General features: G+C 36.1%; 8 protein-coding genes and 1 pseudogene. 3 read left to right on the top strand and 6 right to left on the bottom strand.

Annotated features, from left to right (window positions below; translation table 11 throughout):
• Positions 1–32: 32 nt before the first annotated feature.
• Positions 33–2,762: a ComEC/Rec2 family competence protein gene (locus tag BTO11_RS13915; protein ID WP_105053158.1), complete on the bottom strand. Its 2,730-nt coding sequence runs from the start codon at positions 2,760–2,762 to the stop codon at positions 33–35.
• 196 nt (positions 2,763–2,958) lie between these two features.
• On the opposite strand from BTO11_RS13915, the gene BTO11_RS13920 reads away from it, so the two are divergent.
• Together BTO11_RS13920 and pyrC are read left to right on the top strand one after the other, a co-directional pair.
• Positions 2,959–3,492, top strand: a complete 534-nt coding sequence (locus BTO11_RS13920) for a DUF2062 domain-containing protein (protein ID WP_105053159.1) — start codon at positions 2,959–2,961, stop codon at positions 3,490–3,492.
• 71 nt (positions 3,493–3,563) lie between these two features.
• Positions 3,564–4,598 carry a dihydroorotase gene (pyrC, locus tag BTO11_RS13925; protein ID WP_105053160.1) on the top strand — a complete coding sequence of 345 codons (1,035 nt, stop codon included), beginning with the start codon at positions 3,564–3,566 and terminating at the stop codon, positions 4,596–4,598.
• A gap of 139 nt (positions 4,599–4,737) precedes the next feature.
• Here the strand turns inward: pyrC and BTO11_RS13930 are convergent, their stop codons facing one another.
• The 4 genes from BTO11_RS13930 to BTO11_RS13945 all read right to left on the bottom strand — a co-directional run bounded on the left by BTO11_RS13930 (position 4,738) and on the right by BTO11_RS13945 (position 11,835).
• Entirely contained in the window at positions 4,738–6,321 is a 1,584-nt protein-coding gene (locus BTO11_RS13930; RefSeq protein ID WP_181135916.1) for a BspA family leucine-rich repeat surface protein, read from the bottom strand.
• A gap of 530 nt (positions 6,322–6,851) precedes the next feature.
• Entirely contained in the window at positions 6,852–7,586 is a 735-nt protein-coding gene (locus BTO11_RS13935) for a BspA family leucine-rich repeat surface protein (RefSeq protein ID WP_105053162.1), read from the bottom strand.
• 29 nt (positions 7,587–7,615) lie between these two features.
• Positions 7,616–8,845 carry a BspA family leucine-rich repeat surface protein gene (locus BTO11_RS13940; RefSeq protein ID WP_219846473.1) on the bottom strand — a complete coding sequence of 410 codons (1,230 nt, stop codon included), beginning with the start codon at positions 8,843–8,845 and terminating at the stop codon, positions 7,616–7,618.
• A 539-nt stretch (positions 8,846–9,384) separates the two neighbouring features.
• Complete coding sequence (locus BTO11_RS13945) at positions 9,385–11,835, bottom strand: BspA family leucine-rich repeat surface protein (protein ID WP_105053163.1); 2,451 nt, start codon at positions 11,833–11,835, stop codon at positions 9,385–9,387.
• Between the two features lie 157 nt (positions 11,836–11,992).
• Between BTO11_RS13945 and BTO11_RS13950 the strand changes: the two are divergent.
• Positions 11,993–12,133, top strand: a pseudogene (locus BTO11_RS13950) (dihydroorotase); the annotation flags it as partial.
• 138 nt (positions 12,134–12,271) lie between these two features.
• Here the strand turns inward: BTO11_RS13950 and BTO11_RS13955 are convergent.
• Positions 12,272–14,113 (bottom strand): BspA family leucine-rich repeat surface protein, encoded by a 1,842-nt coding sequence (locus BTO11_RS13955; protein ID WP_181135917.1) that lies wholly within the window; start codon positions 14,111–14,113, stop codon positions 12,272–12,274.
• Positions 14,114–14,405: the final 292 nt, after the last annotated feature.

Here is a 14,405-nt window from a genome sequence, read left to right on the forward strand (position 1 = left end):
TTTAAACAAAGGAATTGAGATGACTGCGTATTCTACCGTATTTTTGATGTAAATCTAAAAGGATTTTGTTTTTTCCAAAATGGCTGCCAATGATCCAAATAACCTGTAACGATAACGCCACTTTTTGTTGAGTTCTGGTCTGTCTGGGTAAAGACAACTTCTAGCATTCCTTGGGTATTTGTTGAGTACTGAGTTAGTTGTGGCAACCCCCTCTGTGGTGATTTACCTTTCGTATATTGAGCATTCAATAAATCAAAACGGTCAATCACCTCAGTTGTTGGAAAACCAAATCGATTATTTACTCCTGCACTATGAAATACAATCTCTGGCGACACTGCATTTATAAACGCCTGAGCAGATGAATATTTACTGCCATGGTGGGCGGAGATAATAACGTCAGACTCTAGGTCTATTTTTGCTTTATTGTGCATAGCTAATAACCTACGTTCAATTTTACTGGTTATATCGCCGGTTAATAACACCCTACTATTGGTGAGTTTGTCGGTAATTTTTATCACGCAACTGCTGTCGTTTTTAGATAACTCGTTTTTATTTTTATTTTTATTTTTATTTTTAGTCGTTTGTTTTGAAAAGGAATGATTAAGCCTTGGCTGCTCAGGCCATAACATGGTTATTTCTGTGTTAAACCACGTTAAGGTTTGAGGTTTACAACTTTGCTTTCTTGTTGCTATCCAACTTGTATCTCCCAATACATTAATATCACCTGTATGGTCGCTATCATTATGGGAAACAACAATATGCGCTACATCGGTAATACCTAAACCAATTAACATAGGTTTTACCACAGCTTGGGTGGCGTTAAATCCCGATGGATATACCGGCCCTAAATCATAAATAAATGCAGAACTGCCCTGCTTAAATAATACCGACGTGCCTTGCCCTACATCGAGTACATACATAGTTAACTTAGGTTTAAACTGAGTAATTAATGATGAATGCCACGGATAAAAACTTAATCCCACAGGTAAAACTAGCAAAACGCTTAATACTACTTTGCTAGCGCGACTTCGATTCAGTACATACACAGGCAATATCAACACAATACAGATAATTAATAACCACCATGACCAAACACCAAAGGCAAAATCAATCCAGTAATGAAATACAGAGTAACGGCTAAACATATTAAGTAATGGGCTAAGCACCGCATCCGCAAATACAAATAAATAGTGTAACCAGCTAATGTCGAGCAAAGCTCCTACCGTCCCGACAAAAATACTCGGCACTAATATAAAACTGAAGATAGGAATGGCGATTAGGTTGGTTAATACGCTAGATACTGAAACGCCACCAAACCAGAACAGCACAACAGGCATCATCCAAACAGTAATAAACACCTGAAACTTAAGCAGATAAATAAATCTATTTGTTACATTCCTAAATATCGGAAAAAGCTTATTTTGCCATAACTGCCATTTAAGTGAATCTTCAGGGTTAGACTCTTGCTCTTGTTTGTCGCTGCTGGTAAATAGCGCCTTGATAGATTCCCTTTCTACAGAAAAATTTTTTATAGACAGCTCTTTGATAGACAGCCCAGTTGAAGACTCCACTTTAACAAAAGGGACTTTCTGGATAAATATAACGATGCCCAATACCGCAGAAAAGGTTAACCACCAAGCTGCCGTTAAGGGTGAGAAAGGATCAATTAACAGGCTAAAAAACGCGACTAACAATAACAATTTGATCTTATTAATATTACTAAAGGTTAAGTCCAACAGCGCCCATAATGAAACAAACAACCCCGCTCTTGTTGCCGACACAGGAAAGCTAATTAAGCCGATATACGACCATAATAAAATTAGCGTAAACATGGTTAAATATTTATGATTTAGATGAAGCCGCGTTAACGTCAGCCAGCCTTTTGCCACTAATTTTAATAACCACTTTATCACTAGAAAAATAATACCTATATGCAGTCCCGATATTGCTAATAAGTGGCTAATGCCCATGTGATTATACAACTCAAACTGTTCATTGGTGATTAAACTGCGATTGCCTAAACCAACCGCTAACATAACGCCCTGGCTGTTTATTCCTTGAGTTGCTTCGATTAATTTATTAACTGAGCCTTGCTGCAGTAGATTTTGTTGTAGAAATTTAAATTCTAATGGTTGTTGCTTTGAAGGATTTAGCTGTGTCGGATTTAGCTCTTTTAAAGATGAATGCGAATGAATTTTTTTAATACTGCCAGTCGCAATAAAGCCTTTTGAGAAAACCCATTGATTGTAGTCAAAACCAAATCTATTTTGATAACCATGCGGCTTAGTTAATTTGATGGTCGCGGTAAGTAGATCGCCTTGTTGTAGTAACAGCTTAGGTTTAAACCAACTAACTCTAAGTAAAGTTGGAAACCAAGACGACTTTACCGGCTCCCCATTTATGGTTGCTACTTTTATAGTGAACATTAACGATGGATTATTTTGCTTTTTAACCACCACCGAACTCACTTGTCCTTGTACATCAAATGTTTGAGCCTGTGCCGTGACAAAGTTGTTATTAAAATGGAAATTAGACATGGCCATTAAATAAATTACACCTGCCATAAAGCCGCTTATTATTGTTAAATAACCAAAGCTTTTGTGGTGTTTAAATCTAAACGACAAACTGTTTTTAGTGCTAGCTATGGTGGTAACAACCAAAAAAAAGCAGAAGATAATGACGAGTATATTTAACGGCAATAGCACAGGTGAAAATAAGGCCGCGATGTCACCGACCAAAAAAGCGAATATCCACCGTTCCATGGTTGCCCCCTATTCTGTTGAGTTATAATCCTTAACATCGTCAACTTTTGTGATCAAAGAAATTATTTATTGTCTATTTTAAACAACAAATTTAATTACAAATCCACCAAATTAAGGTAAGTTTAGCCCAATATTTTTCATGTTCTAATATTATGGTGAAAACCTTAATTCCTACCTGCTTAAGTAAGTGTTAATAATGCCTAGAAAATTAATTAAACGGTTTTTACCGGATCATCAAAAAATCAAACAAAACCGAGCCATCAATATGTTTGGTACCTTGTTACATGACGCAAATTTATGGCATTTAAACCGTAAGTCAGCGCGTGGAGCGTTTGCTATTGGTTTGTTTAACGCTTTTATACCTGTTCCTTTTCAAATGTATTTATCCGCTCTCGGCGCTATTGTTTTTAAAGTAAACTTACCTTTATCCGTTGGTTTGGTTTGGATCAGTAACCCACTAACTATGCCGCCTTTATTTTATGCTTGTTATAAACTGGGTGAGTGGATCTTAGGTCCAACAGGCCATGAGTTTGCCTTTGAACTTAGCTGGGACTGGCTTGTAACCAGCTTATCTACCATAGGCCCAACCTTTTTGTTTGGTTGTCTAGTAGTTGCAACAACTTGCGCAATCATTGGATTTTTTGGAATCGATATTTTATGGCGTTATTCCGTTGCTAGAGCATGGAAAGACCGACAAACCAAACGTGAAAACCAAGCAAAAAGCGAATAAAAAACTCTGCGCTAAATTATTTCTTTGGGTTTATTTTATTTTGTTAACCATCTCTAATTTCAGGATTTACAATGACACAGATTACAATTACAACACCAGATGACTGGCACTTACATTTTCGCGATGGCGACATGCTTAACGAAACCGTACCGGCAACAGCTCGTTGTTTTCAACGTGCCGTCGCTATGCCTAACTTAGTACCTCCTGTTACGACTGCCGACATGGTGTCTGAATATAAACAACGTATTTTAGCGGCTCGACCTAAAGACAGTACGTTTGAACCGGTTATGACATTATTCTTAACCAACAATACCAGCTGCCAAGATATTATTGATGCCAAAGCAGCAGGAGCATTAGCCGCAAAGCTTTATCCTGCTGGAGCAACAACCAACTCAGACGCAGCCGTAAGTGCTTTAGATGGAATGTTTCCTGTTTTTGAAGAGATGCAAAAGCAAGGCATGTTGTTGTTAATACATGGCGAAATGACAGCACATCATATTGATATATTTGACCGTGAAAAAGAATTCATTGATCAAAACATGACTCGTATTGTTAGTGCATTCCCACACTTAAAAGTCGTGTTTGAACACATCACCACAAAAGAAGCGGTCGAGTTTGTACTAGCCGCAGGCGACAATGTTGCTGCGACTATTACGCCTCAGCATTTGTTATTAAACCGTAACGACTTATTAGTTGGTGGTGTACGTCCTCATTATTATTGCTTACCTGTATTAAAACGTAATATTCATCAGCAAGCATTACGTTCCGTAGTCGCAACTGGTAGTAAGAAGTTTTTCCTAGGTACTGATTCCGCCCCACACGAGAAAGACAAAAAAGAAAATGCCTGCGGCTGTGCTGGTTGTTACAGCGCTTGGAGTGCAATTGAATTGTATACGCAAGTGTTCGATGAATTAGGTGCGCTAGATAAGCTAGAAGGCTTTGCATCACATAACGGTGCAGACTTTTATGGCTTACCACGCAATTCAACAAGCATTACTTTAGTAAAAGAAGACTGGGTTATTCCAGCTGAAGTCACCTTACCAAACGGCAATCCAATTGTGCCATTTTTTGGCGGTGAAACTTGTGCTTGGAAAATAAAAGACTAGTTCTTCTTGTTCTTAATGCATTTAGTGTTTACGTAATGTCCCGTCCTAAAATACAAAAAAGCCGAGGTGTTAATCACCTCGGCTTTTTTATTTTTTACGCCAATTAATGTTAAATCTAATTAACTAAAAACCAGAGTTATTAAGGCTGCAATCCATCGTCATTAATTGTCCAATTATAAGTATCTATAATTGATTGACGAGCGGCTTGACTTGAACTGCTATACGTTGCACTTACATCAAAAATTAAATCAGGTTGTAGTATTTGTATACTCCACCCGTTTAACAATGCATCGTAATTATCTGTAGATAATCCAGAAGAGTTAAGCATATTTATCATAGTTGTAACATTTGACACATCCCAACTATCTAACGGTTGGTTAAATGCAGTAGTACCTGAAAACATAGATTCCATATCAGTCACATTTGACACATCCCAACTATCTAATGGTTGATTAAATGCAGCTAAACGATGAAACATAATTGACATATTGGTTACCCTTGAAACATCCCAACTGTCTAATGGTTGATTAAACACTCCCGCTCCTGCAAACATTCCGGACATATCTGTTACATTCGATACATCCCAACTATCTAATGGCTGATTAAATGCAGCAGTACCGCCGAACATCCATGACATATCTGTCACATTAGATACATCCCAACTATCTATAGGTTGATTAAACGATTCAGCGAGTTGAAACATAAAACTCATATTTGTCACATTAGATGCATCCCAACTATCTATAGGTTGATTAAATTCAGCAGCAACATAAAACATTCCGGACATATCGGTTACATTAGACACATCCCAGCTGTTTAATGGTTGATTAAATACAGCAGCATTGAAGAACATCCATACCATATTTGTCACATTAGATACATCCCAACCATCTATAGGTTGATTAAATGCAGCAGCACCATAAAACATAACTGACATATCCGTTACATTCGATACATCCCAATGACTGATATCAGTATTGAAACTACTCGCCCCATAAAACATTGCATACATACTTTCGACATCAGATAACACAGGTGCATCAGTAGCGTTTATTACTAAGTTATGAGCTCCCCTAAACATATAACGCATGCTACTCCACCGAATATTCCCCCACTGCTCAACAGACATTAACTTGTCAACACTACTATTTTCATCATTATACATATGAGGAAATATCCCAGTAATAGAAACCGTATAAGTACCAGCTGTGCTATAAATATGGGTTACAGAATCAGTTTGATTCTCATCAATTTGACTACCATCCCCCCAATCAATTGAGAAGTCATAGTAAGTATTAAAAGAATAGATAGGGATTCTAATACTTTGATTGGACTCCGTAGTTGTCCATGTAGTAATAAATGGAATAGGAGCAAAAACATTAACTGTTCTTGTTGCAACAGTTTCATTGCCTTCACTATCAATTAAGGAGAAGGTTACCGTGTGCTCACCTAATATTGATGTGTCAATATTACGGCTATCTCCATCTGTGAAAACATAGAAGTCCCCCCCTTCATCATAAACCATAGCTCCAGCATCAATGTAGTCAAAACCTTGAGGCCAATCAACGATAAGAGCACCATTAACAGTAATAACGTAACCTACAGCATTCCCAGCCTCTACTTCCTCTACTACATCTTCGCTGGACCTATCATCGCTGCTACACCCAGCTAAAATAAAAACAGTGGATATAATCAAAGCACTACGTTTGATTAGATCTAACATTTGAAAATTTATTTTAGAAAATGATAAAACATTTGAGGATGAGTTTAGATTTGTGGATAGAGCTGAGTTTATTGGTATTAATCTATTTCTGAGGCGGCTTAACATAACGTTCCTTATTATAAGCATTTAAATATCTAAATTAATTCTAACAATTACTTTCCATCAAGGTTAGTTTTTATTTGTAAAGGTTTTGATTTGCTATAAGCATTTTTATCAGGCTGAACTATAAAACATATAAATAGACAGATTAAGATAAATTTACGTGTTCTGATTCTTCAAGTTATTGTATTCAATGATGTGAGCTGCAATCGTTATTAAAATACTTATACGTTACTGACTGTATTAGAAATCCCACACCAGTGCATTAATTTAATACACCTTTAATTCAAAAAAAACGCCAACGATCTGAATATAACGTTAAGAACTTTGTTACCCAGTAAAATACAAAAAAGCCGAGGTACTAATCACCTCGGCTTTTTTGTGAGTAATACTTAGAGCACTTTTAAAGTGTATTTAATGTATTAGCTAATTTACTCAACTGTAATTTCACGTGTTGCCGTTGATGTATTTCCAGCTGAGTCTGATGCAGTGTACGTTAACGTATAGACACCTAATACACTTGTATTTACAGAGCCTGATGTTGTAACCGCTACAGCGCCATCTCTGTCGTCTACAGCATAAGCATAAAGTTTTAAATCACTGTATTGAGAGACTGTCGTTATACCTTCATCCCACATAGTAATTGAAGGGCCTGTACTATCAGCTGTTTCGGGTAATTCCCCATTATCAAGGATATACCAATTATAATTATCCATGATGTATTGATGGGCTGCTGCACTTTCACTGTTATAATAAGCACCAATATAAAATGTAATACTTGGCTGTAATGTTCTCAAACTCCAGCCGTCCAATAACTGTGAATAACTCTCCGTCGATAACCCAACTGCACTTAACATATTACTCATATCAGTCACATTAGAAATATCCCAATCACCTAATAACTGATTAAACCCCAAAGCACTACTAAACATTCCTTGCATATTGGTGACATTAGAGACATTCCAACTATTTAATGGCTGATTAAACACAGGAGCATAAAAAAACATTGCATTCATATCAATTACACTAGATACATCCCAATTATTTAAAGGTTGATTAAAAGAAACAGCTCCTGAAAACATCTTCTTCATATCCCTCACATTAGAAACATCCCAATTATTTAAAGGTTGGTTAAATGCATCTGAACCACTAAACATAGACGACATATCGGTCACATTAGAGACATCCCAGTTATCTAATGGTTGATTAAATTTTCAGCGGAAAAGAACATACTCGTCATATCCGTCACATTGGAGACATCCCAATTATCTAATGGTTGATTAAATTTTTCAGCTAAAAAGAACATGCTCGTCATATCCGTTACATTGGACACATCCCAACTGCTAATATCAGCATTAAAACTACTGGCATTTGAAAACATCCCCCCCATATCCGTTACATTGGACACATCCCAACTGCTAATATCAACATTAAAACTACTGGCATTTGAAAACATCCGCCCCATATCAGTTACATTGGACACATCCCAACTGCTAATATCAGCATTAAAACTACTGGCATATGAAAACATATAACTCATATCAGTTACATTGGACACATCCCAACTGCTAATATCAGCATTAAAACTACTGGCATCTGAAAACATATAACTCATATCAGTTACATTGGACACATCCCAACTGCTAATATCAGCATTAAAACTACTGGCATTTGAAAACATTGAACGCATATTACTTACGTTAAACAATATAGGAGTATCCGTTGCGTTTACGACTAAATTGGTTGCACCATAAAATGAAAGCTCCATATTCTCCCAGTGAGTATTTCCCCATTGTTCCACTGAAGTCAACTTGACATTATTTTCTCTATCAGTACCGTATGAGCTTGAATACAAATAAAGGAATCGCCCTAAAATAGTAACTGTATAAGTTCCAGCTACATCATAAATATGAGAACTATCACCTGTTACATTAATTTCAACCTCGCCACCATCCCCCCAATCAATTGAGTATTTATAACCAGAACCATTGGTTCTAATTTTAATCTCTTCATTTTCTGAGGTTGTTGTCCATGTAGTAATAAATGGTGTAGATGCCACCACGTTAACCGTTCTTTTAGTGATAGTTTCATTATCTTCAAGATCGACTGCGGAATAAGTAACGGTGTAAGAACCTACTGTCGACACATCAATATCATTTGTTTGAATGAGGGGGGTTACACCATCTATATCATCATAGGCGTCAGCACCAAAATCCTCGTAGTCAAAATCTTGAGTCCAATTAATTTCATTTTCACCGACTAAAGTAATAACTGGCCCAATACCGTCGTTTGTTTCAGTTTCAACAACTACCACATCTGGTATTACCTCAACAATATCCTCACTCAATTCCTCGTCACTACCGCAGGCAGTTAAAACAAAAACAGTGGATATAATCAAAGCACTACGTTTGATTAGATCTAACATTTGAAAATTTATTTTAGAAAATGATAAAACATTTGAGGATGAGTTTAGATTTGTGGATAGAGCTGAGTTTATTGGTATTAATCTATTTCTGAGGCGGCTTAACATAACGTTCCTTATTATAAGCATTTAAATATCTAAATTAATTCTAACAATTACTTTCCATCAAGGTTAGTTTTTATTTGTATTTATTTGTAAAGGTTTTGATTTGCTATAAGCATTTTTATCAGGCTGAACTATAAAACATATAAATAGACAGATTAAGATAAATTTACGTGTTCTGATTCTTCAAGTTATTGTATTCAATGATGTGAGCTGCAATCGTTATTAAAATACTTATACGTTACTGACTGTATTAGAAATCCCACACCAGTGCATTAATTTAATACACCTTTAATTCAAAAAAAACGCCAACGATCTGAATATAACGTTAAGAACTTTGTTACCCAGTAAAATCACAAAAGCCGAAGTGTTAATCACCTCGGCTTTTTTATTATTTACGCCAATTAATGTTAAACCTAATTAACTAAAAACCAGAGTTATTAAGGCTGCAATCCATCGTCATTAATTGTCCAATTATAAGTATCTATAATTGATTGACGAGCGGCTTCACTTGCACTGCTATACTTAGCACTTACATCAAAAATCAAATCAGGTTGTAAAATTTGTAAACTCCACCCATTTAATAATGCATCATAGTTTTCTGTAGATAATCCTGAAAGACTAAGCATAACGGCCATATTGGTTACATTTGACACATCCCAACTATCTAATGGCTGGTTAAATGCAGTCGCACCAGAAAACATACTTCTCATATCCGTTGCACTAGATACATCCCAACTATCTAATGGCTGGTTAAATGCAGTTGCACCAGAAAACATCCTGCTCATATCTGTCACATTAGAAACATCCCAACTATCTAATGGCTGGTTAAATGCAGTTGCACCAGAAAACATAAACGTCATAGCTCCCAGATTGTATTTACCAGATGATAAATTTGACACATCCCAACTATTCAACGGTTGGTTAAATGCAGTCGCGCCTAAAAACATAAAGGACATATCTATCACACTAGAAACATCCCAACTATCTAATGGCTGGTTAAATGCAGTCGCACGAAAAAACATACTTGTCATATCCGTTACACTAGATACATCCCAACTATCTAATGGCTGGTTAAATGCAGTTGCACCGTAAAAAATCCCGCTCATATCTGTCACATTAGAAACATCCCAACTATCTAATGGCTGGTTAAATACAGTTGCACCTTCAAACATCCTGCTCATATCTGTCACATTAGAAACATCCCAACTATCTAATGGCTGATTAAATGCAATTGCACCGTAAAAAATCCCGCTCATATCTGTCACATTAGAAACATCCCAACTATCTAATGGCTGGTTAAATGCAGTTGTACCGTAAAACATATTCTCCATATCTGTCACATTAGAAACATCCCAACTATCTAATGGCTGGTTAAATGCAGTCGCGCCTTTAAACATCCAGCTCATATCTATCACATTAAAAACACCCCAACTATCTAATGGCTGGTTAAATGCAGTAGCACCAGAAAACATACTTCTCATATTCGTTGCACTAGATACACCCCAACTATCTAATGGCTGGTTAAATGCAGTCGCACCAGAAAACATCCTCCACATACCTTTCACATTAGAAACATCCCAACTATCTAATGGCTGGTTAAATGCGGAGGCTCCTTCAAACATAGAGTGCATATATGTCACATTAGAAACATCCCAACTATCTAGTGGCTGATTAAATACAGTTGCACCTTCAAACATCCACCTCATATCTGTCACATTAGAAACATCCCAACTATCTAATGGCTGGTTAAATGCAGTTGTACCGTAAAACATATTCTCCATATCTGTCACATTAGAAACATCCCAACTATCTAATGGCTGGTTAAATGCAGTTGCACCGTAAAACATATAACCCATATCTGTTACATTAGTTAACACTGGTGTATCTGTCGCATTTATGGTTAAATTATTTGCGCCATAAAAGGCTGCTTTCATACTACGCCATGGAGTATTCCCCCACTGCTCTACCGACATTAAACGTTTACGATTTAGCTCTGCCGTAATTAAACATATATGATTTAGCTCTACCGGCACCGGCATTAAACATTTACGATTTAGCTTATCAGAACCTAAAAGATATAAATGCGGAAATGCCCCAGTAATAGAAACTGTGTATGTACCAGCGCTTGCATAAACATGAGTAGCATCGCCTGTTTGGTTTTCTTGTACAGCACTTCCATCACCCCAATCAACTAAATAGTTATATCCACTTTCAAATGTAGGGATTGTAATCGGCTCATTCGCCTCAGTGGTTTTCCATGTAGTAATGAAAGGCGTAGCTTCTAATATATCAACCTTTTGAGTTACAGATGATGCTTCATTACCTTCACTGTCTATGGCGCTATAGGTTACTGTATAACTACCTACGACTGTGTTATCTATATCATTTGTCTGGGTAACCGTGACATCATCATCGTACTCATCATATACAGTAACCCCTAAATCTTCATAACTATAATATTGCAGCAGCTCAACAGATTTATCTCCCACCAAGGTAATGATTGGAGCCGTTGTATCAACGACCGTTACTTGACGTGTTTCAGTGATGGAGTTATCACTACTATCTGTTGCTGTGTAAATAATTAAATAAGAGCCTAATGAAAGGACATCGACGCTACCGTTTACTTCAACGGTTACACTACCATCAACATCATCTAACGCAGTTGCACCTAATTCCTCGAATAGGGAATTGTATTCTAAGGTTATTTCATCAGCACCATTAAGCGTAATAACTGGGGGAGTTGTATCTGCTGTGCTTTCTGTATCTGCGTCATCACCACACGCGGTTACAGATAGCAATAATGGGAGAATAAATAATGCCCGGAGAAGTGATTGTTTAATATTAAATTCAGCAAAAGGGTTTGCTAATATTCTCTTTTTATTGTCCATAATAAATCTCACTTCCTGATGGTTTTATCATAATTTAACAAATTAATTTCAATTGATATTAGCATAATACTAATTCCAAACAAATTAATATTATGGATTTTAACTTGCTGATTTAATGTAATTATAATGAATGTACACCCTAATAAGTTTGCTTTTATACGGCTTACCACGTAATACCAGCACGATTACCTTAGTAAAAGAAGATTGGGTTATTCCAGCTGAAATCACCTTACCAAACGGCAATCCAATTGTGCCATTTTTTGGCGGTGAAACTTGTGCTTGGAAAATAAAAGACTAGTTCTTCTTGTTCTTAATGCATTTAGTGTTTACGTAATGTCCCGTCCTAAAATACAAAAAAGCCGAGGTGCTAATCACCTCGGCTTTTTTATTTTTACGCCAATTAATGTTAAATCTAATTAACTAAAAACCAGAGTTATTAAGGCTGCAATCCATTATCTTCAAACGTCCAATTATAACTATCTTTAATTGATTGACGAGCGGCCTCGCCTTTATCGCTATAATAAACGGATGTAGTTAAAAATACCCCACTTTGCAAAACTAGCTGACTCCATGCAATTAACATATCGTCGTAATTATCAGTGCTTAACGCTGACCCATGTAGCATATTTTTCATATCCTTTACATTAGATACATCCCATGCATTTAATGCTTGATTAAAAGCATCTGCATTAAAAAACATCCTTGACATAGTTGTGACATTAGAAACATCCCAATTATCTAACGGTTGATTAAAAGCATCTGTATAGCTAAACATAAACGATATATCTGTTACATTAGATACATCCCATGCATTTAATGGTTGATTGAAAGCCTCTGCAAATGAAAGCATATTTGACATATTTGTAACTTTAGAAACATCCCAATTATTTAATGGCTGATTAAACTCACTTGCATAAGAAAACATATCACTCATATTGGTTACATTTGAAACATCCCAAGTATCTAAAGGCTGGTTAAACTCAGTTGCGCCATAAAACATATTCTTCATATCTGTTACATTAGATACGTTCCAATTCTCTAACGGTTGATTAAAATGAATTGCTCGAGAAAACATATCACTCATATTGGTTACATTTGAAACATCCCAGTTATTTAAATCTTGATTAAATACTGTTTGTAATAAAAATGAGCTAGTGCCAAACATTAGATACATATTTGTTACACTGGATACATCCCAACTATCTAATGGTTGGTTAAATGCGGAGGCTCCTTCAAACATCCACTTCATATCGGTCACATTAGATACATCCCAAGTATTTAAAGGCTGGTTAAACTCAGTTGCTTTAGAAAACATAAACGACATATTTGTAACTTTAGATACATCCCAATTATCTAACGGCTGATTAAACTCAGCTGCATTAGAAAACATATAACTCATATCTGTTACATTGGATACATCCCAATGACTAATATCACTATTAAAGCCCTTAGCATAACTAAACATAAGGCTCAGACTTTCAACATTATACAACACTGGAGCATCTGTCGCATTTATGACTAAATTCTCAGTACCTTGGAACATTGACTCCATCTTGTCCCACTTTATGTTCCCCCACTGTTCAACTGATGTTAATTTATCCATATCAGAATCAACACCTTCGAAAAGAATGGTGTTTGGCATGTACGAGAATATTCCAGCAATAGAAATTGTATAAGTACCGGCTTCGGCATAAATATGAGTAACATTACTTTCTTGATTAACCTCCATTGCACTACCATCTCCCCAATCAATTGAGAAGTCGTAATCATAATAGTCATGCTCATCTGTAGGGATTGTAATACTTTGATTGGCCTCCGTAGTTGTCCATGTAGTAATAAATGGTATTGGGGTATATATATTAACCGTTCTTGTTGCAACGCTTTCATTGTTTTCACTGTCACTTATAGTGTAAGTAACTGTTTGAGTACCAACAACTGATACATCAATATCAGTCCCATTCAGGAGATAAAACTGATCATCAGCTTCATCGTAAGAGCTAGCTCCTGAATCTCTGTAAATAGCACCTTGCGGCCAATCGACTTCAAGTTCACCATTTACAGTAATAACAGGACCTATTCCATCCCCAACCTCTACTTCTACTTCTTCGTTAGAGCTATCATCGCTGCTACACCCAGCTAAAATAAAGACGGTGAATATAATAAAAACACTACTTTTGATTAGGTCTAACATTTGAATATTTGCTTTAGCAAATAATGACCAATTTGAGGATGAGTTTAGATTTGTAGGTAGTGATGTATTTCTGAGTATATTAAACATAACGTTCCTTATTATAAGCATACAAATATCCATTTAATTTAACGATTACTTTACAACAGATTTTGAGTGCGATTAGCGATTAAGAGTTATTTTACTCCTCAACAATAACATATATAAAATAGAGAGATAATATAAAATCATGCATTTTATTACGTAACTCACTCATTTAATTATATTAATATAATACGATGTCTATACTGGTAATAAAGGTCTGCTACTTAAGTTTTAAATAAAAAAGTCATCCAATTAAATCAAAAAAGCCGAGGTGTTAATCACCTCGGTTTTATTTTGT

This window comes from Psychrosphaera saromensis, from assembly GCF_002954545.1.
Taxonomy (GTDB): Bacteria; Pseudomonadota; Gammaproteobacteria; order Enterobacterales; family Alteromonadaceae; genus Psychrosphaera; species Psychrosphaera saromensis.

Bases quoted from the DNA above. Each gene is read 5' to 3' on its own strand.
- BTO11_RS13915 (WP_105053158.1), bottom strand. From the start codon at position 2,762: ATGGAACGGTGGATATTCGCTTTTTTGGTCGGTGACATCGCGGCCTTA.
- BTO11_RS13940 (WP_219846473.1), bottom strand. From the start codon at position 8,845: ATGTTAGATCTAATCAAACGTAGTGCTTTGATTATATCCACTGTTTTT.
- pyrC (WP_105053160.1), top strand. From the start codon at position 3,564: ATGACACAGATTACAATTACAACACCAGATGACTGGCACTTACATTTT.
- BTO11_RS13955 (WP_181135917.1), bottom strand. From the start codon at position 14,113: ATGTTTAATATACTCAGAAATACATCACTACCTACAAATCTAAACTCA.
- BTO11_RS13930 (WP_181135916.1), bottom strand. From the start codon at position 6,321: ATGTTAGATCTAATCAAACGTAGTGCTTTGATTATATCCACTGTTTTT.
- BTO11_RS13920 (WP_105053159.1), top strand. From the start codon at position 2,959: ATGCCTAGAAAATTAATTAAACGGTTTTTACCGGATCATCAAAAAATC.
- BTO11_RS13935 (WP_105053162.1), bottom strand. From the start codon at position 7,586: ATGTCGTCTATGTTTAGTGGTTCAGATGCATTTAACCAACCTTTAAAT.
- BTO11_RS13945 (WP_105053163.1), bottom strand. From the start codon at position 11,835: ATGGACAATAAAAAGAGAATATTAGCAAACCCTTTTGCTGAATTTAAT.